The sequence below is a fragment of the Nonomuraea montanisoli genome, assembly GCF_013363975.1.
Taxonomy (GTDB): Bacteria; Actinomycetota; Actinomycetes; order Streptosporangiales; family Streptosporangiaceae; genus Nonomuraea; species Nonomuraea montanisoli.
Map to the genome: position 1 here is coordinate 430,174 of NZ_JABWGN010000007.1, position 26,677 is coordinate 456,850.

The following is a 26,677-nucleotide window of genomic DNA, read 5'->3' on the forward strand; positions in this document are numbered from 1 at the left end:
AATCGTTGAATATCGCAATTTACCCCACGGCGTACTGACACGGACTGATCTGGTCGTCAACCCCTCGAACGCCGCAAACGGCGTCCACTTGTGGACATATGTCGTTATTCCCCACTGCGGAATTGATCTTTACTCTTTAGTGGGGGTCGCCGCCCTTGATGTGTACTAACGAGACAGCTCATCCGGAAGTGTACGGAGAACGTCAGGGTAAAGCGGTGCACAGAGTTGCAGGGTGGTGTTATGAGGGTGGGGATTGGGGAGTCCGATGTCGCGCTCCTCGAGGCCGTTCCGCACCATGCGTCGAGCATCTGGACGCGGGCGTACCTGCGGATCCTTTGGGGAGGTGACGTCGCCTGCGCGCTCGGCGCGTGTGTGTGCGTGCTGGGAGTGCGGCTCCTGTACGGCGCGTTCATCCCGGTCGCCGAGTACGCGCTCGGCGTCGGGCTGGTCGTCGCCTGGCCCGTCGCGCTGCTGATGGGCGGCGCGTACCGGGAACGCGCGCACGGCGAGGGAATGGAGGAGTTCAGGGCGGTCTTCAACGGCGGGGCGGCACTGATGGCGGCCGTGGCCATCGGCGCCTACGCCACGCAGACGGCGGTCGCGCGGAGTTTCGTCATGGCGATGCTTCCGCTGGCGCTGCTGTCCACGCTGTACTTCCGCTACAGAATGCGCAAACGCCTGCACCGCCGCCGGGCGGTCGGCGAATACCTGCGCCAGGTGGTCGCGGTCGGGCACCGCGAGGCGATCCTCGACCTGGTGATGCAGTTCAGGGGTCAGCCGCACCACGGCATGCGCGTCGTTGGAGCGTGCCTGCCGCCCGACCGCGTGGACGACGACCTCGAAGGCATCCCCGTCCTGGGCTCCTTCGGCGAGGTGTCGGAGGCGGTGGCGCGGGTCGGCGCGGACGCGGTCGCGGTGCTGACCTGCCCCGAGATGGACGGCGTGGCGCTGCGCAGGCTGGCGTGGAGCCTGGAGACCGAGCGGACCGACCTGTTCGTCGCCCCGGCGCTGATGGACGTGGCCGGCCCGCGCATCAGCATCAGGCCGGTGGCGGGGATGCCGCTGCTGCACGTGGAGCATCCCGAGTTCGACGGCGCCAAGCAGGTGGTCAAGAGCGTGTTCGACCGGTGCGTGGCGGGCCTTGCGCTGCTGGTCATGGCGGTGCCGCTGGCCGCGATCGTGCTGCTGGTCCGCCTGACCAGCCCCGGGCCGGCGCTGTTCTACCAGACCCGCGTCGGGAGGGGCGGCAGAGAATTCCGTGTCGTGAAATTTCGGACCATGGTGGTGGATGCGGAGCGGCTCAAGCAGTCGCTCCTCCAGGACAACGAGCTGGACGGCGTGCTGTTCAAGATACGGAACGATCCAAGGATCACCCGCGTGGGCGCCTACCTGCGCCGGTACTCCATCGACGAGCTCCCGCAACTGCTCAACGTGGTCCGCGGCGAGATGTCGCTCGTCGGCCCGCGCCCGCCGCTGCCGGAGGAGGTCGCGCAGTACGGCGCGGACGTGCGCCGCAGGCTCGTGGTCAAGCCGGGCATGACCGGACTGTGGCAGGTAAGCGGACGTTCCACCCTAACCTGGGAGGAATCCGTCCGACTTGACCTGCGGTACGTGGAGAACTGGTCGCTCGTCCTCGACCTGCAGATCCTGTGGAAGACCTGGTCCGTCGTCACCCGCGGAGAAGGGGCTTACTAGCGGTGAAAGCACTCGTGCTCGCCGGAGGGGCGGGCACCCGGCTCAGGCCCATCACCCACACCTCCGCCAAGCAACTCGTCCCCGTCGCCAACAAACCGGTGCTGTTCTACGGCCTGGAGGCGATCGCGGAGACCGGCATCCGGGAGGTGGGCCTGGTCGTCGGCGACACCCAGGCGGAGATCGAGGCGGCCGTCGGCGACGGCTCGGCGTTCGGGCTGGAGGTGACCTACCTGCGCCAGGAGGCGCCGCTCGGGCTGGCGCACGGCGTGCTCATCGCCCGCGACTACCTGGGCGACGACGACTTCGTCATGTACCTCGGCGACAACTTCATCGTCGGCGGCATCGACGGCCTCGTACGCCGCTTCGCCCGCGAACGGCCCGCGGCGCAGATCATGCTGACGAAGGTCAGCGACCCGCGCCAGTTCGGCGTCGCCGAGCTCGACGCCTCCGGCCGGGTCGTCGGCCTGGAGGAGAAGCCGGCCCGGCCCAAGAGCGACCTCGCGCTGGTCGGCGTCTACCTGTTCACCCCGGCCGTGCACGAGGCGGTGGCCGAGCTCAAGCCGTCCTGGCGGGGCGAGCTGGAGATCACCGACGCGATCCAGTGGCTGATCGAGACCGGCCTGCCCGTGGAGTCCTCGGTGATCTCCGGCTACTGGAAGGACACCGGCAACGTCACCGACATGCTGGAGGTCAACCGCCTGGTCCTGGAGTCGCTGGAGCCGCGGATCAGTGGCTCGGTCGACGCGGCCAGCGAGCTGATCGGCCGGGTCGTCGTCGAGCCGGGCGCCGTGGTGGCCCGCTCCCGCGTGGTCGGCCCGGCCGTCATCGGCCCGGGCGCCCGCGTCGAGGACGGCTACGTCGGCCCGTTCACCTCCATCGGGGCGGACTGCGTCATCGAACGCGCCGAGATCGAGTACTCGATCGTGTTACCCCGCAGCTCCATCCGCGGCGTCAGCCGGATCGAGTCGTCGCTCATCGGCCACGACGTCGAGGTGACGCCCGCGTCCGCCTCTCCCCGAGCCCACCGCCTCGTGCTGGGCGATCACAGCAAGGTGCAGATCAGCTCTTGACTTCATCCACTTCCTCAAGAGAAGGGATTCCGACCGTCGCCGGTCGAGGTTCCTGCTTCTCTGCCGGTTGCCCGCTCGGAGGTCTCCGTTGAGGTCCTACACCAGCTCCACAGGCGTTTCACCTCTCCGCCGGCCCGGCGGCGAGGATGTTCTCGGCGGCGTTGACGTCGCGGTCGTGGCGGGCGCCGCAGGCGCATCGCCAGTCGCGGACGTCCAGCGGCATCTCGCCTCGCAAGGCGCCGCACGCCGAGCACAGCTTGGAGGAGGGGAACCAGCGGTCGATCACGACCAACTCCCGCCCGTACCAGGCCGCCTTGTACTCCAGCATCGACCGCATCTGCCGCCAGGACGCATCGCTGATCGCGCGGGCGACACGCCGGTTCTTGACCAGGTTGCGGACAGCGAGGTCCTCGATCACGACCGTTTGGTTCTCACGGACGAGCCGAGTACGCCGGTCGCGCCGCTCATGCCGCGGGTTGGCGACCTTCTCCCCGGTCGACAGCGTCATCAGGGCGATGATCCCGGCGTCCACCCCGACCACGTTCGTGATCGGCTCCAGCGGGCGGATCGTCTCCTCCACCAGGATGCACACGAACCACCGGCCGACCGCGTCTCTCGACACGGTCACGGTGGACGGCTCGGCCCCCTCCGGCAGCGGACGCGACCACACGATCTCCAGCGGCGCGTCCATCTTCGCCAACGTCAGCCGGCCGTCGCGCCAGCGGAACGCGGAACGGGTGTACTCGGCGCTCAGCCGCGACCGCTTACGCGACTTGAACGCCGGATACCGGGCCCGCCTGGCGAAGAAGTTCGCGAAAGCGGCCTGGAGGTGGCGCAGCGCCTGCTGCAACGGCACCGACGACACCGCACCGAGGAACGCCAGCTCGGGCGTCTTCTTCCACCGGGTGAGCGCCGCCGAGGACTCGGTGTAGGAGACGCGCCGGCCTTCCAGCGTGTAGACGCGGGTCCGCTCTTCGAGTGCCCGGTTGTAGACCAACCGGACACAGCCGAAGGTCCTGGCGAGCTCATCGGCCTGCTCCACGGTCGGATGGAAGCGGTACCTGTAGGTCCGTTTCGCGATCTGCGCCACGGCCCACAGTCTCGCAAACCATCCAGAGGTGACCGATGAGAATCCTCGTCACCGGCGGGGCCGGTTTCATCGGCTCGCACTTCGTCCGCTCGCACGGCGGCGACGACGTGACCGTGCTGGACAAGCTGACGTACGCGGGCCGGCGGGCCAACCTGGACGGCGCGCGGCACACGTTCGTCCACGGCGACGTGTGCGACGCCGGCCTGCTCGCCGAGGTGGTGCCGGGTAACGACCTGGTGGTGAACTTCGCCGCCGAGTCGCACGTGGACCGCTCGATCGAGGGCGCCGCCGAGTTCGTCCGCACCAACGTCATGGGCACGCAGACCCTGATGCAGGCGTGCCTCGACGCCGGCGTGCCGCGGGTCGTGCACGTCTCGACCGACGAGGTGTACGGCACGATCGACAGCGGCTCCTGGGACGAGTCCGCGCCGCTCCAGCCGCGTTCCCCGTACGCCGCGTCCAAGGCGGGCGGCGACCTGATCGCCCGCGCGTACGCCGTCACCCACGGCCTGAACGTGTCGATCACCCGGTGCGGCAACAACTACGGCCCCCGGCAGTACCCCGAGAAGATCATCCCGCTGTTCGTCACCAACCTGCTGCGCGGCCGGAAGGTACCGCTCTACGGCGACGGGCTGAACGTGCGCGACTGGATCCACGCCGAGGACCACTGCGCCGGCATCGACCTGGTCGCGGAGAAGGGCGAGCGGGGCGAGGTCTACCACGTCGCGGGCACCGCCGAGCTGACCAACCGCGAGCTGACCGGGCGCCTGCTGGAGGCGTGCGGCGCCGGCTGGGACATGGTGGAGCCGGTCGCCGACCGCAAGGGCCACGACCGCCGCTACTCGCTGGACGACACGCGGCTGCGGGCCCTCGGCTACCGCCCGCGCGTCCCGTTCGACCAGGGGCTCAAGGAGACCGTCGAGTGGTACGCCGCCAACCGCGACTGGTGGGAGGGCGCGTGAGGTGGTTGATCACGGGCGGCGGCATGCTCGCCGCCGACGTGTTACGCGCGGCCGTGGCCTCGGGTGAGCCGGCGCTGCCGCTGGGCCGCTCCGAGCTGGACGTGACCGACCGGCGCGCGGTGCGCGACATGGTGACCGCCTGCCGTCCCGCCGTCGTCGTCAACTGCGCCGGCTGGACGGCCGTGGACGACGCCGAGACGCACGAGGCCGAGGCGCTGGAGGTCAACGGGCACGCGGTCGCGGCGCTGGCCGACGCCTGCTCGGCGGCCGGGGCCCGGCTGGTGCACATCTCCACCGACTACGTCTTCGACGGAACGAGCCGTGAGCCGTACCCGGAGGACGCGCCGACCTGCCCGCTGAACGCCTACGGCCGCACCAAGCTCGCCGGGGAGCGCGCCGCGCTGGAGCGGGGGCATCACGTGGTGCGCACCGCCTGGCTGTACGGCGCGGCGGGCCCCAACTTCGTGCGCACGATGACCCGCCTGGCCCGCGCCGGCGCGGCCCCGGACGTGGTGGACGACCAGCGCGGCCAGCCGACGTGGGCCGCCGACCTGGCCGCCTTCGTGCTGCGGCTGGCCCGCTCCGGGCTGCCGCCCGGCGTCTATCACGGCACCAGCTCGGGGGAGACGACCTGGTGGGGCCTGGCCCGGGAGGTGTACGCCCTGTGCGGGGCCGATCCCGGGCTGGTGCGCCCGGTGCCGAGCACCGCCTACCCCCGCCCGGCGGCCCGGCCGGGCAACAGCGTGCTCGCCCACACCCGGTGCGCGCCGATCCGCCACTGGCGCGACGCGCTGCGCGCCGCGTGGCCGACGCTGACCGGGGAGCTGCCGAGGACCCCGGCCCAGGTGGGGGAGGCGGGTCCTCAGTGCAGCGTGGCGTAGAACTTTGCGCACTCCTCGTAGTCCGGCAGCAGTCCCGCGGCCTCCGCCTGCGCGAGGGTGGGCGCCGCGGCGTCCTTCTCCGACAGCACCGGCTCCGCCTCGCCCGGCCAGTCGATCCCGAGCGCGGGGTCGAAGGGGTGGACGGCGTGCTCGCGCCCCGGGTTGTACGGCTGCGAGCACAGGTAGACGACCGTGGCCCGCTCGCTCAGCGCCATGAACGCGTGGCCGAGCCCCTCGGAGATGAGCATGGCCCGGGGCGTCTCGTCGTCCATCCGCACCGCGTCCCAGCGGCCGAACCCGGGCGAGCCGGTGCGCAGGTCCACCACCACGTCGAGCACGGCGCCGGCCACGCACAGCACGTACTTGGCCTGGCCGGGCGGCACGGCCGCGAAGTGCACGCCGCGGACCACGCCCCGGCGCGAGACCGAGCAGTTGACCTGCGCGGCCTCCAGCGGGTGCGGCAGCCCCGCCGTGCGGAACGCCTCGAAGAACGAGCCGCGGAGGTCGGCGTGGACACGCGGCGCGTGCAGCCACGCCCCTTCGACCGAGAGGGCATCCATGATCGCAGGATGCCACGGTCCGGCCCCAGCACCTAGACCACGAGAAAGGGATCCTCACATGACGGCCGTCCTCTCCAACAGCACGGCGACCGACGACCGGCGCCGCGAGCTGCTGTTCCGGGGTGACCTGTTCGTCTACTCCGCCACGCCGGCGGCCACGGAGCTGGTGGGCTTCGCCCGGGAGCTGGTCTCCGACGCGTTCGGCCCGCTCGACCCGGAGACCGCGCAGCACGACATGCCCGTGGAGGACTTCGCCCGGCTGCTGGCCGAGCTGAAGCCGCGCTTCATCCACCATCCGCGCTGCAAGGAGCTGGTGCCCGCGCTGATCGAGGAGCGCGGCTGCGATCCGTCGCTGACGTACTTCGACGTGCCCCGCTTACGCACCTCCACCTCCGACGACTACCTGGTCTCGGGCATCTCCTACGCCTTCCACCCGCACCGCGACTGCTGGTACTCCGCCCCGTTCAACCAGGTCAACTGGTGGATCCCGGTCTTCGGCGTGGTGGCGGAGAACGTGATGGCCTTCCACCCCCGCTACTTCGACACGCCGGTGCGCAACGGCAGCGCGGCCTACGACTACGGCGAGTGGAACCGGACGAGCCGGCGGTCCGCCGCCGAGCACGTGCGCACCGACACCCGCGTGCAGCCCCGGCCGGAGGAGGCGATCGACCTCGACCCGCAGATCCGGGTCGTGCCCGAGCCGGGCGGCGTGCTCATGTTCTCCGGCGCCCACCTGCACTCGACGGTGCCCAACACCTCCGGCCGGACCCGCTTCAGCATCGACTTCCGCACCGTGCACGTGGGGGACGTGCGCGAGCGCCGGGGGGCGCCGAACGTGGACGCCCGCTGCACGGGCACCACGCTGCGCGACTTCACCCGGTGCGGCGACCTGGCGCGGATGCCGGAGGAGCTCGCGGCGGCCTACGAGACCGAGGCCGAGGCCGCGGCCCTGGCCGGGGTGCGCTGACGTGGCCGCCGCCTGCCGCCTGTGCGGCTCCACCAGCCTGGCCGGGGTCGTGGACCTCGGCGCGACGCCGCCGTGCGAGTCGTTCCTGACCGCCGACCAGCTCGACGAGCCCGAGACGACCTTCCCGCTGCACCTGCGGGTCTGCACGGAGTGCTGGCTGGCGCAGCTCCCGCCGCTCATCACGCCCGAGCAGACGTTCACCGAGTACGCGTACTTCTCCTCCTACTCCACCTCGTGGGTGGAGCACGCGCGGAGCTTCGTGAAGGAGCAGGATCTCCGGCCCGGCGCGTTCGTCGTGGAGGTGGCCAGCAACGACGGCTACCTGCTGCGCCACGTGGTCGAGGGCGGTGTGCGCTGCCTCGGCATCGAGCCGTCGGCCAACGTCGGCCAGGCCGCGCGGGACGCCGGGGTGCCCACGCTCACCGCGTTCCTCACGGAGGAGACCGGCCGCCGCGTCCGCGAGGAGCACGGCCCGGCCGACCTGGTCGTCGCCAACAACGTGTACGCCCACATCCCCGACGTCATCGGCTTCACCCGGGGCCTGCGCGCCCTGGTGGCCGACCACGGGCGGGTCTCCATCGAGGTGCAGCACCTGCTGACGCTCATGGAGCTCAACCAGTGGGACACGATCTACCACGAGCACTTCCAGTACTACACGGTCGCCTCGGCCCGCAGGGCGCTGGCGAGCGGCGGCCTGACGCTGGTGGACGTGGAGCTGCTGCCCACGCACGGCGGCTCGATCCGGCTGTGGGCGGTGCCGGACCCGTCGGCCACGCCCTCCCACCGGGTGGCCGACGTGCTGGCCATGGAAAAGGCCGCCGGGCTGCACGAGCTGTCCGGCTATCACGACTTCGCGGCGCGCGTGGCGAAGGTCCGGCGCGACCTGCTGCGCTTCCTCGTGGACGCGGCGGAGGCCGGGCACACGGTCGCCGGATACGGCGCCCCGGGCAAGGGCAACACGCTGCTCAACCACTGCGGCATCCGGCCCGACCTGCTGCCGTACACCGTGGACCGCAACCCGTACAAGCACGGCCGGTTCACGCCGGGCTCGCGCATCCCGGTGCTGCCGCCGGAGCGGATCGCCGCCGACCGGCCGGACTACGTGCTGGTGCTGCCGTGGAACCTGCGCGACGAGCTGGTCGAGCAGCTCTCCTACGTCCGCGAGTGGGGCGGCCGGCTGGTCTTCCCGATCCCCGAGCTGGAGGTGGTGTCATGAAGGTCGTGCTGTTCTGCGGCGGGCGGGGCACCCGGATGCGCAGCGAGATCCCCGGCGGTGATCTGCCCAAGCCCATGCAGCTCGTCGGGCCGCGCCCGCTGGTCTGGCATGTGATGCGCTACTACGCGCATTTCGGGCACAAGGAGTTCATCCTGTGCCTGGGCTACGGCGCCCAGCACATCAAGGACTTCTTCCTCGGCTACCGCGAGACGGCCTCCAACGACTTCGTGCTGCGCGACGGCCGCGTGGAGCTGCTGTCCACCGACATCTCCGGCTGGTCGATCTCCCTGGTGGACACGGGCGTCGACTCGCCCATCGGCGAGCGGCTGCGCCGGGTGCGCGACCATCTCGACGGCGAGGAGATCTTCCTGGCCAACTACGCCGACGTGCTGACCGACGCGCCGCTGACCGACATGATCCGCCGCTTCACCGCCGCCGACGCGGGCGCGTCGATGATGGTCGTCCCGCCCACCAACACCTTCCACGTGGTGGACGTCACCGAGGCGAACGTCGTCGGCGCCATCACCCCGGTCAGCGCGATGCCGCTCTGGGTCAACGGCGGTTTCTTCGTGCTGCGGCAGGAGGTCTTCGACCACATCCCGGAGAACGGCGACCTGGTGGCCGACGGCTGCGCCGAGCTGGCCAAGCGCGGCCGGCTGCTGGCCTACCGGCACCGCGGCTACTGGCGGCCCAGCGACACCGTCAACCAGCGGCTGGAGCTCGACCGCTCCTGGGAGCGGGGCGAGCGGCCGTGGGCCCTGTGGGAAGCATGATCGGCCTCCGGCCGGGCGCGCTGGCCCGGGTCCTCGCGCTGGGCGCGCACTGCGACGACATCGCCATCGGCGCGGGCGGCACGCTGCTGACGCTCTGCGCGGCCCGGCCCGGTGTGCGGGTGGACGCGCTCGTGCTGTCGGGGGGCGGCACCGAGCGGGAGGACGAGGAGCGGGCCGCGCTGGGCGCGTTCTGCCCCGGCGCCGACCTGGCCGTCACCGTGCTCAAGATCCCCGACGGGCGGCTGCCGTCGTACTGGGAGCAGGCCAAGGACACGCTGGAGGACCTGCGGGCGGAGACGAGCCCCGACCTGATCCTCGCCCCGTGGCAGGGCGACGCGCACCAGGACCACCGCGGCCTGGCCGAGTTGGTGCCCACCGTCTACCGCGACCACCTCACGCTCGGCTACGAGATCGTCAAGTGGGACGGCGACCTCGGCCGCCCCTCGGTCTACCAGCCGCTGGAGCCGGGCACGGCCGAGGCCAAGGCCGACCTGCTGGAGCGGCACTACCCGTCGCAGCGGCGGCGGTCCTGGTACGACCGGGAGGCGTTCCTCGGGCTGGCCCGCGTGCGCGGCGTCGAGTGCGGCGCCCGCTACGCCGAGGCGTTCCACACCCGCAAGCTCACCCTCGACCTGGCTGGAGACTGACTGTGCGGATCCTGCTGACCGGCCACCAGGGCTACCTGGGCAGCGTCATGGCCCCCGTGCTGCGCGGCGCGGGGCACCAGGTGGTCGGCCTCGACTCGGGGCTGTTCGCCGACTGCGTGCTCGGGCCCCTGCCGGAAGAACCGCCCGCCCACGCCGTGGACCTGCGCGACGTGACGCCGGAGCTGCTCGACGGCGTGGACGCCGTCGTCCACCTCGCGGCGCTGTCGAACGACCCGCTCGGGTCGCTGGCGCCCGAGCTGACCTACGCCATCAACCACCACGCGTCCGTACGGCTGGCCCGCCTGGCCAGGGACGCCGGGGCGAAACGGTTCCTGTACGCCTCCACCTGCTCGGTCTACGGCGCCTCCGGCGGCGACGACCTGGTGGACGAGGACGCCCCGCTGCGGCCCGTCACGCCGTACGCGGAGTCGAAGGTCCGCGTGGAGGACGACCTGGTGGAGCTGGCCGACGACGACTTCTCGCCGGTGTTCCTGCGCAACGCCACCGCCTTCGGCTACTCGCCCCGGCCGCGCGCCGACATCGTGCTCAACAACCTGGTGGGCCACGCCCACCTCAGCGGCCAGGTGCGGGTGCTGTCCGACGGCACCCCGTGGCGGCCCCTGGTCCACGCCCGGGACATCGCCGAGGCGTTCCTGCGCGCGCTCACCGCGCCCCGCGAGGCCGTCCACGTGCGGGCCTTCAACGTGGGAACCGAGCGCAACAACGTGACGGTCGCCGAGATCGCGGCCGAGGTCGTCGAGGCGGTGCCCGGCTCCACGCTGGTCATCACCGGCGAGACCGGCAGCGACCCGCGCTCGTACCGGGTGGACTTCTCCCGGGTGCGGCAGGCGCTGCCCGGCTACGAGGCCCGCTGGACCGTCAAGGAGGGCGCGGCCGAGCTGGTGGACGCCTACCGCACGCACGGGCTGACCCGGCACGCCTTCGAGCGCCGCTACACGCGCCTGGCCCGCCTGTCGGACCGCCGCGACGCGGGCGAGATCTCCGCCGAGCTCCGCCCATGACACCGGAGCCCACGACGCCCGAGCCCGCGACGGCCGAGCCCATGACGCCTGAAGAGATGCACGCTTTGGTGGAGCGGCTGTACCCGATCTGCCGCAGCATCACCGGCGACGGCGTCCGGCAGACCCTCGCCGTCATCGGTGAGCGGCTGGCGCTCGACGTGACCGAGGTGCCGACGGGCACGCAGGTGCTCGACTGGACGGTGCCCAAGGAGTGGAACATCCGCGACGCCTACGTCAAGGACCCCTCCGGGCGCCGGGTCGTCGACTTCCGCGCCTCCAACCTGCACGTCGTCGGCTACAGCGTGCCGGTCTCCGGCGTGTTCACGCTGGAGGAGCTGCGCCCGCGCCTGCACACGCTGCCGGAGCAGCCGTCCCTGGTGCCCTACCGCACCAGCTACTACGCCGAGACGTGGGGCTTCTGCCTCAGCCAGGACGTCCTGGACGGGCTCGGCGAGGGGCCGTACGAGGTGCGCGTCGACTCCACGCTCGCCGACGGGTCGCTGACCATCGCCGAGCACGTGCTGCCCGGCGAGCTGCCCGACGAGGTCGTGATCTCCTGCCACGTCTGCCACCCGTCGCTGGCCAACGACAACCTGGCCGGCGTCGCGGTGGCCACGGCCCTGGCCGGCCGGCTGGCCGCGATGCCGACGCGCCGCCACACCTACCGGTTCCTGTTCATGCCGGGCACGATCGGCGCGATCACCTGGCTGGCGCTCAACCGGGACCGCGTCGGCCTCGTCCGGCACGGGCTCACGCTGGCCTGCGCGGGCGACCGGGGGCCGCTGACGTACAAGCGCAGCAGGCGCGGCGACGCCGGCATCGACCGGGCCGTCACCCACGTGCTCGGGGACCGGCCGCACACCGTGCTGGACTTCTCGCCGTACGGCTACGACGAGCGGCAGTTCTGCTCCCCGGGCTTCAACCTGCCGTTCGGGGGCCTCACCCGCACCCCGTACGCGGGCTACCCCGAGTACCACACCTCGGCCGACGACCCCGGCTTCGTCACGCCGGAGGCCATGGCCGACACCCTGGACGTCCTGTGGCGGGTGGTCGGGGTCCTGGAGGGCGAGCGCACCTACCTCAACCTCAGCCCGTACGGCGAGCCGCAGCTCGGCCGGCGCGGACTCTACGGATCTCTCGGCGGGAGAAGTGACACGAAACAGGCTCAGATGGCGATGTTATGGGTGTTGAACCTGTCCGACGGGGACCACAGCCTGCTCGACATCGCCGAACGATCAGCGCTGCCCTTCGAGGCGGTCGAGACCGCCGCGCGGGCGCTGGCCACTGCCGGACTGGTGAAGGAGATCGGTTGAACCTCAGGGTCGGAGACGTGGTGGAGGTACGCGGCGAAGCCGAGATCCTCGCCACGCTGGACGAGCGCGGCGAGCTCGACGGGCTGCCGTTCATGCCGGAGATGCTGGCGTTCTGCGGCCGCCGGATGACCGTCCACAAGGTCGCGCACAAACTGTGCGACACGCAGACCCGCAGCGGGCTGCGCCGCATGGAGCGCGCGGTCCACCTGGCGGGGGCGCGCTGCGACGGCGCCGCACACGGCGGCTGCCAGACGGCCTGCTCGCTGTACTGGAAGGAGGCGTGGCTGAAGCGGGTCGGGAGCGGCGGCGAGGCGTTCCCGGAGGCGCCGGCCGCGCGCGACGGACGGCTCCTGCCGCTGCTGGAGATCAACATCCGCAAGCCCGACTCGGCGGAGCACTACGCCTGCCAGGCCACCGAGCTGCTGCGCGCGGCCCCGGTCTGCCTGCCGGTGCGCAGCCTCGGCCAGTACGTCACCGACGTGCGCTCCGGCAACGTGGGAGCCTCCCGCACGGCCCACGCCCTGCTCATCGGGATCTTCAACCGGCTCCAGGCGGCCAGCAAGCGCCTCCTGCCGGAGAAGCTGTGGTTCCGCGAGGGCCGCAGGTGGGGATTCCTGCGGCCGGGACTGCGCGGGCGCACGCCCACCGGCGCCCTCGACCTCAAGCCCGGCGAGCTCGTCCGGGTCAAGTCGCAGGACGAGATCCTCGCCACCCTCAACGAGGACATGCTCAACCGCGGCCTCGGCTTCGAGGAGGAGATGGCGCGCTACTGCGGCAAGGTGGTGCGCGTCCAGGCCCGGGTCGAGCGGTGCATCGACGAGCGCTCCGGACGCATGCTCACGATGAAGTCCCCCTGCATCACGCTGGAGAACGTGGTGTGCCAGGGGGTGCACAGCCTCAACTGCCCGCGCGAGTTCGTGCCGTTCTGGCGGGAGATCTGGCTCGAACGCGTGACCCCCTGACGGCACCCCCCATCGGAAAGGCACGGATGGACGAGACACAGCGCGTCGAGGAGATCGGCGCCCAGGCCGGGCGTGGGCTGCGCTGGAGCATCCTCGGCAACCTCGTCACGAGGGCCGGGTCGTTCGCGATGGGACTGGTGCTCGCGCGCGTGCTCGCGGCCGACGACTTCGGCACCTACGCCGTGGCGCTGGCGGCGACGCAGCTCGTCATGCACGTCAAGGACGTGGGCATCCAGGCGGCCACCGTGCAGTGGCGGGGCCGCCTGGAGGACATGGCGCCGACGGCCACGGTGCTGAGCTTCGTCTTCGCCACCGGCCTGTACGGCCTCTTCTGGGGGTTCGCCCCGGTCTTCGCCCGGATGGCCGGCAACGAGGACGCCACGGGCGTGGTCCGCCTGCTCACCTCGATCATCCTCATCGAGGCGTTCACCGCGGTCCGCAGCGCCGCGCTGCTGCGCCGCTTCGACCAGGACAAGCTGACCCGCGCCATCATGATCGGGTTCGTGGCGAACGCGGCCGTGGCGATCACGCTGGCGCTGCGCGGGGCGGGCGCCTACAGCTTCGCCTGGGGCCAGGTCGCCGCCTCCGTGGTGACCGGGGTGCTGATCTTCGTCTGGGGCTGGGTCCCGGTCCGGCTCGGCCTGGACCGGGAGGTGGCGGGCCGGCTGCTGCGCTTCGGCATCCCCTCGGCGCTCGGGTTCGGGCTGGAGGCCGTGCTCATGAACGCCGACTACGTCGTGGTCGGCAACGTGCTCGGGGCCGAGCAGCTCGGCTACTACCTGCTGGCGTTCAACGTGTCGAGCTGGGTGCCGGGGATCATCGGCACGGCGCTGCGCTACGTCTCCTTACCCAGCTTCTCCCGCCTCGCCGAGGACCCGGCGGCGCTGTCGGAGGGCGTGCGCAGGTCCGTGCCGGTGATGGTGACCTTCGTGCTGCCGCCCGCGCTGGTCATGGCCGTCCTCGCCCACCCGCTCGTCTCGTTCCTGTACGGCGAGCGGTGGGACTTCTCGGCGGGCGTGCTGCGCTGGCTGGCCGTGCTCATGGTGGTGCGGATGCTCATCTCGTTCCTGGCCGTGGACATCCTGACCGGGCTGGGCGCCACCAGGACGACGGTCTGGCTCAACCTCGTGTGGGCCGCCGCGCTGCTGCCCGCGCTGGTGGCCGGGGCGCACCTCGGCGGCATCAGGGGCGCCGCCGTCGCGCACGCGCTGGTCGCCGCGCTGGTCGCGGTCCCCTTCGCGCTGTTCCTCCTGCACCGGGTGGGCGTCCGGGTGACGCCCGCGCTGCCCGCGCTCGTCCGGCCCGCCGCGGCGGCGGTCGCCGCGGGGGCGCTGATGCTCGTCCTGGACGGGCTGACCGCCGGCGGTCCCGCGCTCGTGCGGCTGGCCGTCGCCGGGGGCGCCGGGCTGCTGCTGTTCGTCCTGGTCGCGGTGCCGGGCACCGCGATGCACAAACTGGTGAGAAGGAGCGCCTGATGGCATTCGACGACACGCTGGTCTCCGTGGGGCTGCCCGTCTACAACGGCGCCGACCGGGTGGAGAAGACGATCACCTCGGTCCTCGCCCAGGACCACCGCAACATCGAGCTGGTCATCTGCGACAACGCCTCCACCGACCGCACCGAGGAGGTCTGCCGCGACTGGGCCGCCACCGACGCGCGGGTCGTCTACCACCGCCAGCCGCGCAACATCGGGCAGCTCCCCAACTTCAGCGACGCCATCCGCCGCTCGCGAGGCGCGTTCTACCGGTGGGCCGGCGACGACAACTGGCTGGCGCCCGACTACGTCTCCCGCTGCCTGGAGGTCTTCGCCCGCGACGAGCGGCTGCTCCTGGTGACCACCCAGCAGGCGTACACCGGCCCCGACGGCACGACGCGGACGGCGCCGTACACGGGGACCGGCTACCTGTCCGACGACCCCGTGGACCGCTTCGCCGAGTCGCTGCGCATGCTCAACGAGGACCCGTTCGCCATGGACCCGCTCTACGCGCTGATGCGCCGCACCCGGGTCATGGCCGTCAACCGAGGGCCCGCCCTGCTGCGGGAGGACGAGATCTTCGCCGCCCGCATGGCGCTGGCCGGCCCGTGGGGGCACGTGCCCGAGGTGCTGGCGGGCCGCGACTGGGAGCCGCAGCGCCTGGCCGACATCGCCCGCAAGCTCGGCGCGCCGGCCTGGCACGTGCGCGTCTCCACGCTGATCCAGTGCAGGGAGCTGCTGCGGGCGCTGGGCGAGGTCGAGCTGACCTCCGCCCAGCGCCGCAGGGGCCGCGCGCTGGTGGCGCGGATGTACGTGCGCCGGCACGGCACGGTCGCCGTCCGGCGCGGACGCAAGCTCGCCGGTCTGGTCACCTCCCGCTGAAGGGCGCCACCGTGCCCTGGTGATGCTCGTCGGTGTCATCAACGACTTCCCTGGGTGATCGTCCTGCGGGAGGGAGTGCCGTCCCTGTCCACCATGTGATGTGAGCGTTAACAGACTGATCCGGGAATGACCGGCGGCGCAACGCGGGTTTCGCGCAGGTTACGCGGCGGCGCCGCGGCCCGTCAATGCTCCGGCAGCGGGTGAGCTGCGGGGGAGTTGCGCCTTCCGTTCACCGACATGTCACGATTCGGTATCGGGCGTGACGCGCCCTTGACGCGGATCCGAGCCTGGGCGACAGTCGAGCACATCGTTGAACCGGTTCGCCTGTTCCGAAGGTTCGCAGGCGGCCCCCGTCCGGGACGGTGCCGCGCCCCGGCTCGCTGTGGCCTGCGAACGCCGACGACAACGGCGCCTTCGCCCAGGCATCCGGCAGGCGGTACGGGAGTCAGGCAGTCGTCAATGTCGAACCGGTTCGACGACCAAGGAGGTGAGAATGGCGACGATCGGGGACGTGGCCCGGGAGGCGGGCGTCAGCCGCAGCACGGCGTCGTACGCGCTGTCGGGCAAGCGGCCCATCTCGGAGGAGGTGCGCCGGCGCGTGCTGGCCGCGGCCGAGGCGCTCGCCTACACGCCGAACGCCGGCGCGCGGGCGCTGGCCACGTCCAGGACCAAGGTCCTCGGTCTGCTCGCCCGCTTCTACACGGACGAGTTCGCGCCCGCGATGATGCAGTACATCCAGGGCGTCACCGACACCGCCCGCGACCTGGGCTACGACACGCTGCTGGTCACCGACGAGGACGGGGCACGGGCGCTGCGGCGCATCACCGACTCCCGCATGGTGGACGGCGTCGTCCTGATGAACATCGCGCAGGACGACCCGAGGCTGCCGATCCTGCGGGCCGCGCCCCAACCGGGCGCCACGGTCGGCCTGCCGGGCGACTGCTCGGGGATCGACGTGTTCGACCTCGACTTCGAGGAGGCCGGACGGGCCATGGTGGACCACCTCCACCGGCTCGGCCACCGCGAGCTGATCCTGATCTCGCAACCGGAGCACGTGGTCGAGCGGGGCGGCGCGTACGTGTGGCGCCTCAGGGACGCCGCGCTGGAGCGGGCGCGCCAGTGCGGCGTCACCCTGCACACCGTGTACGGCGAGTCCCGGCAGCCGGCCGTCGGGCGCCTGCTCCACACGCTGCTGGACACCTACCCGTCGGCCACCGGCCTGCTGATCAACAACGAGGCGGCCGCCGCGGCGCTGCCCTCCGTCGCCCACGAGCGAGGGCTGCGGGTGCCCGAGGACCTGTCGGTCATCGGGCGCTACTCCGCGGAGTTCGCCGCGGCCTTCTCCCTGCCCTATTCGTTCGTCGAGAGCGCGCCCGACCGTCTCGGCTCCATGGCGGTGCGCCAGCTCGTGCGCCGCGTGGAGTCGGCGACGGCCCGCCGCGAGCCCTTCGTCGTGCGCTTCATCTCGCCCGAGCTCGTGTCCCGCGGCAGCACCACGCCGCCGCGGGATCCCCGCCCGCGTACGCCCGCCCGCTAGAACCGGGCGCACCCCACAGAACCATTCGACGGCGCTCGTTTGTTAGCGCTAACACCTGGAGGATTCGGGTGACTCGTCCATCGTTCCCCGCCCGCGCGGCGGCCTTCGGAACCGCCCTCCTGAGCCTGGCCGCCCTGACCGCGTGCGCGTCCGCGCCCACCCCCGGTGGCGACGCCGCCGCGCCGGCCGCCGACGCGAACACCTACACGTGGTGGGACCCGTACCCGCAGCACGACGCCTCCTCCGCCTGGGCCAAGCGGGTGGACACCTGCGGCAAGCAGGCCGGCGTCACCATCAAGCGCACCGCCTACGACACCACGGCGCTGACCAACCAGGCCCTGCTCGCGGGCCAGGAGGGCAACGCCCCCGACGTCATCCTGCTCGACAACCCCGCCGTCTCCACCCTCGCGGACGCGGGGATGCTGGCCACGATGGACGACTTCGGCCTGGACACCGCCAGGTTCGACAAGAACCTCATCGCCGCCGGCGAGCTGGACGGCAAGACCTACGGCATCCCCATCGGGGCGAACACGCTGGCCCTCTACTACAACGAGAAGATCCTCGACGCCGCCGGCGTCGATCCCGCCTCGATCAAGGACTGGGCCTCGCTCGGCGCGGCGCTGAAGAAGGTCAAGGCATCGGGCAAGAAGGCGATCACCTTCGCGGCCATCGGCACGGAGGAGGGCTCCTTCCAGTTCCTGCCGTGGTTCTGGGGCGCGGGCGCGAAGCTCACCGAGCTGGACTCGCCGCAGGCGGCCGAGGGGCTGAGCCTCTGGAACTCCTGGGTCAAGGACGGCCTGGCCCCCAACTCGGTGATGAGCGACTCGCAGAACACCACCTGGGAGGAGTTCCTGACCGGCGAGTTCGGCTTCGCCGAGAACGGCACCTGGCAGATCAACAGCGCCGCGAAGGCGGGCTTCCCGACGGGCATCGTGCAGATCCCGGCCAAGGACGGCGGTGCCGCCCCCACCCCCACGGGCGGCGAGTTCATCACGGTCCCGGTGCAGAAGGACACCAAGCGCTACACCGCCACCAAGAAGATCGTCGAGTGCATGACCACGCCTGAGGGCCTGGTCGAGACGGGCACGACGTTCGCGTACTACATCCCGTCCACCGCCGAGGGGCAGCAGGCGATCCTCGCCAAGGAGCCGAGCCTGAAGCCGTGGGTCGAGGCCGTCCGATCGGCCAAGGGCCGCACGAGCGACAACCTCGGCACCAAGTACCCCAAGATCTCCGAGGCCCTGTGGACGGCGGTGCAGAAGGCGCTCAGCGGCTCGGCCGCGCCCGCCGACGCGCTCAAGGACGCGCAGGCCAAGGCCAAGCAGGCCGTCGGCGGCTGAGTGGATCTTCCATGGCACTCATCCGCACCGACGCGGTGGCGACCGGCGGCAGGCCGACGGCGAAGGTGAGCCCCGCCCCCGGCCGCCGGCCCTCCGGGCGCTGGACGGCCCTCGCCTTCCTCGCGCCGCTCGTCGTCTACCTGCTCGTCTTCTACGCCTATCCGCTGTACCGCAACATCGAGCTCAGCGTGCACGACTACACGCCGCGCGCGTTCGTCCAGGGCGACCCCGAGTTCACCGGCCTGGACAACTACCGCGCCGTCCTGTCGGACGACGCCTTCCTCGCGGCGCTGCGCAACACGGCCCTGTTCACGCTGGTGTCCATCGCCTTCCAGTACGCGCTGGGCCTGGCGCTCGCGGTCTTCTTCCAGCGCGGCTTCCGCCTGTCCGCGGTGCTGCGCGCGATGTTCCTCGTGCCGTGGCTGCTGCCGCTGATCGTCTCGGCCTCGACCTGGTCGTGGATGCTCAACAGCGACAACGGCATCGTCAACGCCTTCCTGCGGGCGTTCGGGATCGGCCAGATCAACTGGCTCACCTCCCCGGGCACCGCGCTGCTGTCCGTCACCGTCGCCAACATCTGGCTGGGGATCCCGTTCAACCTGGTGATCCTGTACGCCGGGCTGCAGAACATCCCGGCCTCCCTGTACGAGGCCGCCGGCCTGGACGGGGCGAACGCCTGGCAGCGGTTCTGGCGCATCACCTTCCCCCTGCTGCGCCCGGTGTCGGCGATCACGCTGCTGCTCGGGCTCATCTACACGCTCAAGGTCGTCGACATCATCTGGATCATGACCAGGGGAGGGCCCGCGGACGCGTCGGCGACGCTGGCCATCTGGTCCTACCGCGAGGCGTTCGGCACGGGGCAGCCCGACTTCTCCCCGGCGGCGGCCGTCGGCAACCTGCTCATCCTCATCGCCTTCGCCGCGGGCCTTCTCCACGTCCGGATGCAGCGGAAGGAGGGAATCTCGTGAGCAGATGGAGGACCGCCGTCGGGGTCGTCCTGACCGGGGTGATGCTCTTCCCGGTCTACTGGATGGTCAACGTCTCCCTCACCAGGACCGGCGACATGCGGGCGGACCCGCCCCACTGGTTCCCCTGGGACCCCACGTTCGAGGGGTACGCGGCGGCGCTCGGCCAGCAGCTTCCGGCCCTGGCCACCAGCCTGTTCATCGGCCTCGGGACCGTCGCCCTCACCCTGCTCGTGGCCCTGCCCGCCGGGTACGCGCTGGCGAAGCTGCTGCCGCGCGGCACCGGCGCGATCGACTTCCTGCTGCTCGTCACGCAGATGATCCCGGCCGTCGTCATGGCCATGGGCTTCTACGCGATCTACATCAGGCTCGGGATGCTGAACACCGTCGCGGGGCTGATCGTCGCCGACTCGACGCTGGCCGTGCCGTTCGCGGTGCTGCTGTTCCGGGCGTTCATGGCGGGCATCCCCCGGGAGATCATGGCCGCGGCGCAGATCGACGGGGCGGGCACCTGGCGCACGTTCCGGTCCGTCGTCCTGCCGCTGAGCCGCAACTCGGTGATCACGGTGTCGCTGTTCGCGTTCCTCTGGGCCTGGTCGGACTTCATCTTCGCCTCGACCCTCAACCGCAGCAGCGACACGATCCCGGTCACGCTCGGCATCTTCCGCTACATCGGCAACAACACCACCCAGTGGAACGCGATCATGGCGACGGCGGTGATCGCGTCCGTCCCCGCCGCCTTCCTCCTCGTTCTCGCGCAGCGCTACATCGCCGCCGGGGTCACCGCCGGCGCAGTAAAGGACTGAACGACCAGTGACGATCACACCTCAGGCGCCGGCCGCCGCCCGCGCCGTCCCCGTGCTGCCCACGAGCGGTCCGGTACGCCCCCTCGGGCTCGGCCAGGTCTCCCTGACCGGCGGTTTCTGGGGCGGCAGGCAGAGCGTGAACGCCGGGGCCACGCTGGCCCACTGCGAGTCGTGGATGGAACGCCTCGGCTGGCTCGCCAACTTCGACCGCGTCGCCGACGGCACGACCTCGCCCGACCGTCCCGGCTGGTCGTTTTCCGACTCCGAGGTCTACAAGCTCCTGGAGGCCCTGGCCTGGGAGGCAGGCCGTACCGGTGACCAGGGGGCGGAGGCCGCGATCAAGCGGCTGACCGCGCGCGTGGCCCGGGCGCAGGACCCCGACGGCTACCTCAACACGTGCTTCGGGCACGACGGTCAGCAGCCGCGCTACAGCGACCTGGAGATGGGGCACGAGCTGTACAACACGGGGCACCTGCTCCAGGCGGCGGTGGCGCGGCTGCGCACGGCCGGCGAGGACGACCTGGTGCGCGTCGCGCGGCGGGCGGCCGACCACGTGTGCCGGACCTTCGGCGCGGACGGCCTGCCCGGGATCTGCGGGCACCCCGAGATCGAGGTGGGCCTGGCCGAGTTCGGCCGGGCGACCGGCGAGGACCGCTACGTCGAGCAGGCCCGGCTGTTCCTCGACCGCCGCGGCCATGGAACGCTCCGGGACATCCCCCTGGGACGCGCCTACTTCCAGGACGACGTCCCGATCCGGCGGGCCGAGGTCTGGCGCGGCCACGCCGTGCGGGCGCTCTACCTGACGGCCGCGGCGGTGGACGTCGCCGTCGAACGCGGCGACGACGAGCTGCTGCGCGCGGTGGAGCGGCAGTGGGAGCGCTCGGTCGAGCGCCGGACCTACATCACCGGCGGGATGGGCTCGCGCCACCAGGACGAGGGCTTCGGCGAGGACTGGGAGCTGCCGCCGGACCGGGCCTACTGCGAGACGTGCGCGGGCATCGCCTCGATCATGGTGTCGTGGCGGCTCCACCTGGCCACGGGCGACGTCCGGTACACCGATCTGATCGAGCGGACGCTCTACAACGTCGTCGCCGCCTCCCCGAGCCCCGACGGGCGGGCCTTCTTCTACGCCAACCCCCTCCACCAGCGCAGCCCGGGCAGGCCGGCCGACCCGGCGCAGGTGAGCCCGCGCGCCGAGGGCGGCACCCGGGCCGCGTGGTTCGAGGTCTCCTGCTGCCCCACCAACGTCGCCCGCACGCTGGCCGGCCTGGCCGGCTACCTCGCCACGACCGACGACGACGGCCTGCAGATCCACCAGTACGCCCCGTGCGCCATCCGCGCCGAGCTGCCGGACGGGCGGCCGGTGGCCGTGGACGTCGAGACGGACTACCCCTCCACCGGCGCCGTCCGGGTCCGGGTCGCGGCGGACGCGTCCTCACCCTGGACCCTCTCCCTGCGGGTGCCCGCGTGGGCGGCCGGCGCGACCGTGACCGAGGACGGGCGGACGCGGCCGGTGGAGCCCGGCACGCTCGCCATCCGGCGGGCCTTCCGGACCGGTGACGTCGTCGTCCTCGACCTGCCGATGCGCCCCCGCTTCACCTGGCCCGACCCGCGCATCGACGCCGTGCGCGGCTGCGTGGCCGTCGAGCGCGGCCCGGAGGTGCTGTGCGCCGAGTCGCGCGACCTGCCCGATCCCGGCGGGCTCGACGCCCTGGTGATCGACGTGGGATCAGGACCGGAGCCGGACGGCGGGGGCGCGCGGGTGCGCGGCCGGATTCCCGCCCACATCGGTCGCGGCTGGGCCTACGCCCCCGGCCGTCCGGCTCCTCTCGCGGAGGACGGGGAACGGTTCGACGTGCCGCTCCGGCCGTACCACTCATGGGCACACCGCGGGCCGGCGAGCATGCGCGTGTGGCTGCCCGCGGAAGGGACCCCGCGACCGTGACCTCCTTCTCCCCGCGGGAGATCCCGTTCAGCTCCTCCGGCTCCTGGTTCGGCTTCTCGCCCGTCGTGGCCGAGGGCGTCTGGGCCGACGACGTGCACCTGGTGTCGCACCAGACCGGCATGCACCCCGTCCTGCGGCTCGTCCCCACCGCCGGGCGGGAGCGGGCCGAGGCCGCCGTCACCGCGACGTCGCACCTGCTCACCTGGACGCATGACGGGGGCCGGATCGACCTGGTCTACGAGAGCCCGGACACCGTCCGGGTGCGCGGCCGCGGCCTCGGGCTGCGGGTGCTCGCCGCCGATCCCGTGCTCACCCCGTTCAGCGGCCCGTACTTCTACCAGGACCCCACCGACGGCTCGTCGGTCTTCACCGTCTACCAGACCGGCCGCCGCTACCGGGTCACGCCGCTCGGCGGCCGCACCGAGCCGCTGGGCGACCAGGCGCTCGGCACCGCCGAGCGCGGGGTGGTCCTGCCGGACGACGCGTGGGAGATCGCCATCGAGGAGTACGAGACCGCCCGCGCCCCCTACGCGCACCGGGCGAGCTTCCCGGAGGTGGCCGAGGCGGCGCGCGACCGGTTCGCGGCCTTCGCCGGCGCCGTGGCGCCATGGCGCGGCGACCGCACCCCGGCGGCCGAGCTCGCGGCGTACGTGCTGTGGTCGGCCACGGTCCGCCCGGCCGGGTTCGTCACCCGGCAGGCCGTGCTCATGTCCAAGCACTGGATGGACAAGGTGTGGAGCTGGGACCACTGCTTCAACGCGCTCGCGCTCGGCGACGGCCTGCCCGCCCTGGCGTGGGACCAGTTCCGGCTGCCCTTCGACCACCAGGACGCCGCCGGCGCGCTGCCCGACTCGGTCGCGCACTCCGAGGTCCTGCACAACTTCGTCAAGCCGCCCATCCACGGCTGGGCGCTGCGCCGCCTCGGTCCGGCGGCCGCCGGCGAGCCGGCCGAGACGTACCGGCTGCTGGAGCGCTGGACGACCTTCTGGCTGACCGCCCGGCGCGCCCCGGGCCGCGAGCTGGCGCACTACCAGCACGGCAACGACAGCGGCTGGGACAACGCCACCACCTTCGACCCCGAGCGGGTCGTCGAGACCGCCGACCTGGCCGCCTTCCTGGTGCTGCAGATGCGCGAGCTGGCCCGCCTGGCCGGGGAGCTCGCCGACCGGCCCGCGGCGGCCCGGTGGACGACGGCGGCCGACCGGATGCGTGAGGCGATGCTCGCCGAGCTGTGGCGCGGCGACCGGTTCGTTGCCCGGGGGGTGCGCTCGGGCCGCACCTGGTCCGGCTCCAGCCTGCTCGACCTCATGCCGATCGTGCTGGGGGAGGAGCTGCCGGAACAGGTCAGCGCGACGCTGGCCGCGCGGATCGGGACGCACCTGACGGAGTACGGGCTCGCCACCGAGCCGCCGACGTCGGAGCACTACCGCGACGACGGCTACTGGCGCGGCCCCGTCTGGGCGCCCTCGACCGTGCTGATCGAGGACGGCCTGCGCCGCGCCGGGCACCCCGGCCTGGCCGACGAGATCAGCGCGCGCTTCCGGGCCCTGTGCGAGAAGTCCGGGTTCGCGGAGAACTTCGACGCCCGCACCGGGGCTGGGCTGCGCGACCGCGCCTACACCTGGACGGCCAGCGCCTATCTCCTGCTGGCCGGCGCCCACGAGCGCGTCGCCGCGCGCAGCTCCGCCATCCCGCGGTAACGCTGGAACGGCAGCTCGAACACCGCGGCGAACCCCCGTGCGAACAGCACCGAGGCCGGCACGGCCAGGACGAGCAGCACCAGGAACCCGGCCACCCCCGGCCCGAGGAGCGGGGCGACCACGAAGTGGTGCAGCGCCACCACGATCGGCGCGTGGACCAGGTAGAGGCTGTAGGAGAACGAGCCGAGCGAGCGGAGCGGCCGGCTGTCGAGCACGCGCACCAGCGGCCGCGGCCGGCCGCCCGCCACGGCCGCCAGGAACAGCCCGGCGGCCGGGGCGAGGGCCAAATCCACCCAGAAGAAGTGCGCGACCGTCCAGACCGGACCGCGCACGGCGACGAGGACGACCACGGGGACGAACGCGGCCAGGGCGAACCAGTGCAGGGGAGCCCGCACCGGCGCGCGGAGCACCCCGGCCGCCAGCACCCCCACCGCGAACAGCACCGCGAACTGCGGGGTCAGCCGCATCAGCAGCGCCACCACGGGCACCCCGCCGGCCAGCAGGCCCACCGCCAGCACGACCACGGTGACGGCCGCCACCATCACCGCCGCGCCCAGCCGCCGCACCACCAGCAGCAGGAGGGGCAGGGCGAAGTAGAGCTGCGCCTCGACGGCGATCGACCAGAACGCCCCGTTGGGGCTCGGCGAGCCGAACAGGTCCTGGACGAGCAGGCCGTGGAAGACCACGCTCTTCGCCGTGGGCGGTCCCTGGCCCGGCTGCGGCACCAGCGTCCACGCGACCGCGAGGCTGAACAGCAGCGCCGCCCAGTACGGCGGCAGGATCCGCCAGGCGCGGCGGCGCGCGAAGCGCCTCAGGCCGCCGAGCCGCCATCCGGACCGGGCGGGCTTGACGGCCAGCGAGAACCCGGACAGCGCGATGAAGACGACGACGGCGACATGCCCGTACAGCAGCCAGCTCGCCCAGACCGGCCCCGTGTCGGCGGGGAAGCCGGGGAAGGACAGCAGCCGGCAGTGGTGCAGCACCACGAACAGCGCGGCCAGGCCACGGATGCCGTCGAGCCCGCCCAGCCGCGCGGGCCGTTCGGGGACCAGTTGTGCCGACCGTTCAGGGAAACCAGCGGCCCCCGGTTCCATGCCCACCCCCGCACCGGCCGGTTCCCGGCCACCGTGAGGTTCATCGGTTCAGGACCGGCCCGCGTAACAAAGCGGATGTAACGGGCGGCTGAGAAAGCCCGATGCCTCATTGGAACGGTTTTTCGGGGGGATTATCGCGCCCCCTTGCTGTGGGTATCGGGCAGGGGATATATGGAATTCTGGAAGACCATTCTCGGCCTTGCCCGGCAGAAGCTGATCGCCGTCCCGGTCGCCGTCCTCGCCGTCGCCCTGGCGTTCACCGGATACCTCCTGATGCCCGAGCGGTATGTGACGAGCGCGTCCATGGTCCTCGTCACCCCCTCGGGCGGCGGCTCGATCGACGGCACCAAGCCCGTCGCGCAGACCAACCCGCTGCTGCAGTTCACCGACGACCTGCGCACCACGGCCAGCATCCTCATCCTGGCCCTGAACACCTCCGACGTGTTCGCCTCCGTCGGCGTCACCGAGGACGGGCCGACCGACCTGACCATCGACGACGGCCGCAGCAACCCGACGCTGCTCGGCGTCGGCACCACGGGCCCGTTCGTCTACGTGCAGGTGGAGAGCGACTCGCCGGCCACGGCCGCCAAGGTCCTGGCGGCCACCCAGGAGCGGCTGCGCCAGGAGCTGGAGGACCGGCAGAACGAGCTGAAGGCGCACCCGATCACGTTCGTCCAGGCCGAGGACGTCGTGCGGCTCGGGCCGAAGGCCGACGGGTCGGCCAAGCTCCAGGGCGCCGTCGGCGGGCTGCTGCTCGGCCTCGTGGCCGGGTTCGGGGCCGCGTACGCGGTCGTGCGCCGCAGGCTGTCCCTCCGCGCCCCCGAGCCCACCCCTGCCCCTGACGCGGAGGGGGAGCCGGATCCGCAGGCGCCCGAGGCGGGCGGGAACGGCTCGGGGCCGGGCCCGTCCAAGGATCTGGACGAGACCGGCCCCATCGACGTGGTGCGGCTCAACGGCCGCTGACCTCACTATTTGCGTCGCGTCGCCAGGTCCGCCAGCGCGGGCGGCACCCAGCGCCTGGCCGTCTGCCGGAAGGAGCTCTTCCACTCCTCGCCCGGCCGCTGCTTGAACTTGGTGTCGTGCTCGTCCAGCACCTCTTCCTCCGGACGGCCGTTGGTGTAGTAGTACAGCGCCATCGACCGGCGGGCCCGGTCGTCGGGGCAGGTCAGCGGCTCCGGGTGGCCGTGGTTGGCGTCGTCGGTGGTGGCGAACAGGACGAACCTGTTGAACACCGGCAGGATGCGGTGCTCGCAGGTGGTCATGTCCTTGTTCCAGAGCTGGAGGTGGCCGCCGTAGGACTCCTCCCAGTCCTTGTTGAGGTAGAGCAGTCCGTTCAGCCGCCGGTCGAGGTCGAGCCGGCGGTGCCGGTTGAAGTCGACATGCACCTTCAGGAACCCGCCGGGCCGGATCTGGTGCAGGCCGCCCCCGTCGTAGTGCGGGTCGGACACCAGGTGCTCGATGCCGGTGAGCCGCTCCAGGAAGTCGATGAACACCTGCCCGTTGAACTCGGCCAGCAGGTGGCGGGTGGCCGGCCCCATCCGCTCGGTGTCGGCGAGCGCGAGCTTGACCTCGCGGGCGTTGTCGAAGCGCTGCCACTCGATGTCGCGGGGCTCGGGGAACTCGGCCAGCACCGGCTCCAGGACCTCGGCGGGCAGGAAGTCGTCGATGACGACGTGCCGGAACGGCGTGGCCTTGAGGAAGCTTTCGCGGTGACTGTCGGCGAGCGGAAGGAGTTCGTCGCGGTGGAAGGTAAAGCTCAGTGCTTGCTGCATCGGT

23 protein-coding genes and 1 pseudogene are annotated in these 26,677 nt (G+C 72.0%); 20 read left to right on the forward strand and 4 right to left on the reverse strand.

Annotation, left to right across the window (positions count from 1 at the left end; genetic code table 11):
* Nucleotides 1-240 precede the first annotated feature (240 nt).
* Complete coding sequence (locus HTZ77_RS20380) at nt 241-1,695, forward strand: sugar transferase (RefSeq protein ID WP_175591198.1); 1,455 nt, start codon at nt 241-243, stop codon at nt 1,693-1,695.
* Between the two features lie 2 nt (nt 1,696-1,697).
* The gene (locus tag HTZ77_RS20385) at nt 1,698-2,765 is read left to right on the forward strand and encodes a glucose-1-phosphate thymidylyltransferase (RefSeq protein ID WP_175591199.1); all 1,068 of its coding nucleotides are present in this window, start codon (nt 1,698-1,700) and stop codon (nt 2,763-2,765) included.
* Here the strand turns inward: HTZ77_RS20385 and HTZ77_RS20390 are convergent.
* Nucleotides 2,755-3,855: pseudogene (locus HTZ77_RS20390) on the reverse strand (RNA-guided endonuclease InsQ/TnpB family protein). The gene HTZ77_RS20385 and the pseudogene HTZ77_RS20390 overlap by 11 nt on opposite strands.
* A 35-nt stretch (nt 3,856-3,890) precedes the next feature.
* Here HTZ77_RS20390 and rfbB point away from each other — a divergent pair.
* Both rfbB and rfbD read left to right on the forward strand, forming a co-directional pair.
* Nucleotides 3,891-4,817: a dTDP-glucose 4,6-dehydratase gene (gene rfbB / locus HTZ77_RS20395; RefSeq protein ID WP_175591201.1), complete on the forward strand. Its 927-nt coding sequence runs from the start codon at nt 3,891-3,893 to the stop codon at nt 4,815-4,817.
* Entirely contained in the window at nt 4,814-5,698 is an 885-nt protein-coding gene (gene rfbD / locus HTZ77_RS20400; protein ID WP_175591202.1) for a dTDP-4-dehydrorhamnose reductase, read from the forward strand. The genes rfbB and rfbD overlap by 4 nt, the downstream gene beginning before the upstream one ends.
* Here the strand turns inward: rfbD and HTZ77_RS20405 are convergent.
* Complete coding sequence (locus HTZ77_RS20405) at nt 5,680-6,258, reverse strand: dTDP-4-dehydrorhamnose 3,5-epimerase family protein (protein ID WP_175591203.1); 579 nt, start codon at nt 6,256-6,258, stop codon at nt 5,680-5,682. The genes rfbD and HTZ77_RS20405 overlap by 19 nt on opposite strands.
* Nucleotides 6,259-6,316: 58 nt before the next feature.
* On the opposite strand from HTZ77_RS20405, the gene HTZ77_RS20410 reads away from it, so the two are divergent.
* The 15 genes from HTZ77_RS20410 to HTZ77_RS48280 all read left to right on the forward strand — a co-directional run bounded on the left by HTZ77_RS20410 (nt 6,317) and on the right by HTZ77_RS48280 (nt 23,807).
* Nucleotides 6,317-7,225: a 2OG-Fe(II) oxygenase family protein gene (locus HTZ77_RS20410; RefSeq protein ID WP_175591204.1), complete on the forward strand. Its 909-nt coding sequence runs from the start codon at nt 6,317-6,319 to the stop codon at nt 7,223-7,225.
* 1 nt (nt 7,226) lies between these two features.
* On the forward strand, nt 7,227-8,441 hold the full coding sequence (locus tag HTZ77_RS20415; RefSeq protein WP_175591205.1) for a methyltransferase domain-containing protein: 1,215 nt from the start codon (nt 7,227-7,229) through the stop codon (nt 8,439-8,441).
* The gene (locus HTZ77_RS20420; RefSeq protein WP_175591206.1) at nt 8,438-9,214 is read left to right on the forward strand and encodes a glycosyltransferase family protein; all 777 of its coding nucleotides are present in this window, start codon (nt 8,438-8,440) and stop codon (nt 9,212-9,214) included. Before HTZ77_RS20415 ends, HTZ77_RS20420 begins: the two co-directional genes overlap by 4 nt.
* Nucleotides 9,211-9,861 carry a PIG-L deacetylase family protein gene (locus HTZ77_RS20425; RefSeq protein ID WP_175591207.1) on the forward strand — a complete coding sequence of 217 codons (651 nt, stop codon included), beginning with the start codon at nt 9,211-9,213 and terminating at the stop codon, nt 9,859-9,861. The genes HTZ77_RS20420 and HTZ77_RS20425 overlap by 4 nt, the downstream gene beginning before the upstream one ends.
* A 2-nt stretch (nt 9,862-9,863) precedes the next feature.
* The gene (locus HTZ77_RS20430) at nt 9,864-10,883 is read left to right on the forward strand and encodes an NAD-dependent epimerase/dehydratase family protein (protein WP_175591208.1); all 1,020 of its coding nucleotides are present in this window, start codon (nt 9,864-9,866) and stop codon (nt 10,881-10,883) included.
* 56 nt (nt 10,884-10,939) lie between these two features.
* Nucleotides 10,940-12,196 carry a DUF4910 domain-containing protein gene (locus HTZ77_RS20435; protein WP_235994880.1) on the forward strand — a complete coding sequence of 419 codons (1,257 nt, stop codon included), beginning with the start codon at nt 10,940-10,942 and terminating at the stop codon, nt 12,194-12,196.
* A complete protein-coding gene (locus HTZ77_RS20440) occupies nt 12,193-13,158 on the forward strand; it encodes a hypothetical protein (protein ID WP_175591209.1) in 966 nt (321 codons plus the stop codon). Before HTZ77_RS20435 ends, HTZ77_RS20440 begins: the two co-directional genes overlap by 4 nt.
* Nucleotides 13,159-13,184: 26 nt before the next feature.
* Complete coding sequence (locus HTZ77_RS20445; RefSeq protein ID WP_175591210.1) at nt 13,185-14,633, forward strand: oligosaccharide flippase family protein; 1,449 nt, start codon at nt 13,185-13,187, stop codon at nt 14,631-14,633.
* Complete coding sequence (locus HTZ77_RS20450) at nt 14,633-15,514, forward strand: glycosyltransferase family 2 protein (RefSeq protein WP_175591211.1); 882 nt, start codon at nt 14,633-14,635, stop codon at nt 15,512-15,514. The genes HTZ77_RS20445 and HTZ77_RS20450 overlap by 1 nt, the downstream gene beginning before the upstream one ends.
* 493 nt (nt 15,515-16,007) lie before the next feature.
* Nucleotides 16,008-17,051, forward strand: coding sequence for a LacI family DNA-binding transcriptional regulator (locus HTZ77_RS20455; protein ID WP_175591212.1), 1,044 nt, complete (start codon nt 16,008-16,010; stop codon nt 17,049-17,051).
* 68 nt (nt 17,052-17,119) lie between these two features.
* Nucleotides 17,120-18,391 (forward strand): sugar ABC transporter substrate-binding protein, encoded by a 1,272-nt coding sequence (locus tag HTZ77_RS20460; protein ID WP_328808667.1) that lies wholly within the window; start codon nt 17,120-17,122, stop codon nt 18,389-18,391.
* A gap of 11 nt (nt 18,392-18,402) precedes the next feature.
* Nucleotides 18,403-19,359 carry a carbohydrate ABC transporter permease gene (locus tag HTZ77_RS20465; protein ID WP_175591213.1) on the forward strand — a complete coding sequence of 319 codons (957 nt, stop codon included), beginning with the start codon at nt 18,403-18,405 and terminating at the stop codon, nt 19,357-19,359.
* On the forward strand, nt 19,356-20,162 hold the full coding sequence (locus HTZ77_RS20470; RefSeq protein WP_328808668.1) for a carbohydrate ABC transporter permease: 807 nt from the start codon (nt 19,356-19,358) through the stop codon (nt 20,160-20,162). The genes HTZ77_RS20465 and HTZ77_RS20470 overlap by 4 nt, the downstream gene beginning before the upstream one ends.
* Before the next feature lie 7 nt (nt 20,163-20,169).
* The gene (locus HTZ77_RS20475; protein ID WP_175591214.1) at nt 20,170-22,107 is read left to right on the forward strand and encodes a glycoside hydrolase family 127 protein; all 1,938 of its coding nucleotides are present in this window, start codon (nt 20,170-20,172) and stop codon (nt 22,105-22,107) included.
* Nucleotides 22,104-23,807 (forward strand): amylo-alpha-1,6-glucosidase, encoded by a 1,704-nt coding sequence (locus HTZ77_RS48280; protein WP_205302874.1) that lies wholly within the window; start codon nt 22,104-22,106, stop codon nt 23,805-23,807. The genes HTZ77_RS20475 and HTZ77_RS48280 overlap by 4 nt, the downstream gene beginning before the upstream one ends.
* Here HTZ77_RS48280 and HTZ77_RS20485 read toward each other — a convergent pair.
* Nucleotides 23,744-24,901, reverse strand: a complete 1,158-nt coding sequence (locus HTZ77_RS20485) for an acyltransferase family protein (protein ID WP_175591216.1) — start codon at nt 24,899-24,901, stop codon at nt 23,744-23,746. The two genes, HTZ77_RS48280 and HTZ77_RS20485, sit on opposite strands and share 64 nt — an antisense overlap.
* Before the next feature lie 171 nt (nt 24,902-25,072).
* Here HTZ77_RS20485 and HTZ77_RS20490 point away from each other — a divergent pair, with 171 nt between their 5' ends.
* Nucleotides 25,073-25,864, forward strand: a complete 792-nt coding sequence (locus tag HTZ77_RS20490) for a hypothetical protein (RefSeq protein ID WP_175591217.1) — start codon at nt 25,073-25,075, stop codon at nt 25,862-25,864.
* A 5-nt stretch (nt 25,865-25,869) separates the two neighbouring features.
* Here HTZ77_RS20490 and HTZ77_RS20495 read toward each other — a convergent pair whose 3' ends face one another.
* Nucleotides 25,870-26,673, reverse strand: coding sequence for a 2OG-Fe(II) oxygenase (locus HTZ77_RS20495; RefSeq protein WP_175591218.1), 804 nt, complete (start codon nt 26,671-26,673; stop codon nt 25,870-25,872).
* Nucleotides 26,674-26,677: the final 4 nt, after the last annotated feature.

Coding starts and splice junctions, on each gene's coding strand:
- HTZ77_RS20380 (WP_175591198.1), top strand. CDS start 241: ATGAGGGTGGGGATTGGGGAGTCCGATGTCGCGCTCCTCGAGGCCGTT.
- rfbB (WP_175591201.1), top strand. CDS start 3,891: ATGAGAATCCTCGTCACCGGCGGGGCCGGTTTCATCGGCTCGCACTTC.
- HTZ77_RS20405 (WP_175591203.1), bottom strand. CDS start 6,258: ATGGATGCCCTCTCGGTCGAAGGGGCGTGGCTGCACGCGCCGCGTGTC.
- HTZ77_RS20410 (WP_175591204.1), top strand. CDS start 6,317: ATGACGGCCGTCCTCTCCAACAGCACGGCGACCGACGACCGGCGCCGC.
- HTZ77_RS20420 (WP_175591206.1), top strand. CDS start 8,438: ATGAAGGTCGTGCTGTTCTGCGGCGGGCGGGGCACCCGGATGCGCAGC.
- HTZ77_RS20425 (WP_175591207.1), top strand. CDS start 9,211: ATGATCGGCCTCCGGCCGGGCGCGCTGGCCCGGGTCCTCGCGCTGGGC.
- HTZ77_RS20435 (WP_235994880.1), top strand. CDS start 10,940: ATGCACGCTTTGGTGGAGCGGCTGTACCCGATCTGCCGCAGCATCACC.
- HTZ77_RS20445 (WP_175591210.1), top strand. CDS start 13,185: ATGGACGAGACACAGCGCGTCGAGGAGATCGGCGCCCAGGCCGGGCGT.
- HTZ77_RS20450 (WP_175591211.1), top strand. CDS start 14,633: ATGGCATTCGACGACACGCTGGTCTCCGTGGGGCTGCCCGTCTACAAC.
- HTZ77_RS20455 (WP_175591212.1), top strand. CDS start 16,008: ATGGCGACGATCGGGGACGTGGCCCGGGAGGCGGGCGTCAGCCGCAGC.
- HTZ77_RS20465 (WP_175591213.1), top strand. CDS start 18,403: ATGGCACTCATCCGCACCGACGCGGTGGCGACCGGCGGCAGGCCGACG.
- HTZ77_RS20485 (WP_175591216.1), bottom strand. CDS start 24,901: ATGGAACCGGGGGCCGCTGGTTTCCCTGAACGGTCGGCACAACTGGTC.
- HTZ77_RS20490 (WP_175591217.1), top strand. CDS start 25,073: ATGGAATTCTGGAAGACCATTCTCGGCCTTGCCCGGCAGAAGCTGATC.
- HTZ77_RS20495 (WP_175591218.1), bottom strand. CDS start 26,673: ATGCAGCAAGCACTGAGCTTTACCTTCCACCGCGACGAACTCCTTCCG.